Below are 1,012 nucleotides of genomic sequence, written 5' to 3'. Positions count from 1 at the left end.
GGCGCTTGCCCACGGCGATGCGGTAGGTGGTCATCTCCTGGCCGTCGCGACCGACCTTCGGCCCGTCGTCGAAGCGACGCGGCGGACGCTCGCGCGGTTCGCGATCGCGGCGCGGCGGAGCGACCGGCTCGGGCTCGGCCTCCATGAGGAACGACTCGCCGTCGCGCGACAGGACCGCCAGGGCGGCCGCGATGTCGGCGAGTGGCACGTCGTGCTCACGCTCGTAGTCCTCGACGAACGTGCGGAACAGCTGCAGGTGATCGGAGGCGAGCGCCTCGGTGATCGAGTCGTTGAACTTCGACACGCGCTGGGCGTTGACGTCCTCGACCGTGGGCAGTTGCATCTCGGCGAGCGGCTGACGGGTGGCCCGCTCGATCGCCTTGAGCAGGTGCCGCTCGCGCGGAGCGACGAACAGCAGCGCGTCGCCGGAACGGCCGGCGCGGCCCGTGCGGCCGATACGGTGCACGTACGACTCGGTGTCGTGCGGGATGTCGTAGTTGACGACGTGGCTGATGCGCTCGACGTCGAGACCACGGGCGGCGACGTCGGTGGCGACGAGGATGTCGAGCGTGCCGTTCTTGAGCTGGTTGATCGTGCGCTCGCGCTGGGCCTGCACGATATCGCCGTTGATCGCGGCTGCGGAGAAACCGCGTGCCCGCAACCGCTCGGCCAGATCCTCGGTGGCCTGCTTCGTGCGCACGAAGATGATCATCGCCTCGAAGGTCTCGACCTCGAGGACGCGGGTCAGCGCGTCGAGCTTGCGTTGGTGGGAGACGAGCACCCACCGCTGGGAGATGTTCGCCGACGTCGTCGTCTTCGACTTGACGGTGATCTCCTGCGGATCCTTGAGGTACTGCTTCGACAGCCGGCGGATCGCGCCCGGCATGGTCGCGGAGAACAGCGCGACCTGCTTGGTGTCGGGGGTGTCGGCGAGGATGCGCTCGACGTCCTCCTGGAAGCCCATGGTGAGCATCTCGTCGGCCTCGTCGAGGACGAGGAACTCGAGCTCGGA

Annotated in this window: 1 protein-coding gene; it reads right to left on the bottom strand. The window is 68.5% G+C overall.

Going from position 1 to position 1,012, the window contains the following annotated elements; translation table 11 throughout:
* The coding region (locus tag R1101_RS0124225; RefSeq protein WP_016935726.1) for a DEAD/DEAH box helicase at window positions 1-1,012 on the bottom strand (1,012 nt) is incomplete at both ends.

It is taken from the genome of Rhodococcus sp. R1101 (assembly GCF_000278445.1).
GTDB lineage: Bacteria > Actinomycetota > Actinomycetes > Mycobacteriales > Mycobacteriaceae > Rhodococcus > Rhodococcus gordoniae.
The sequence above is the reverse complement of the archived record's forward strand: the minus strand, read 5'-3'. Positions and strand labels throughout refer to the sequence as shown.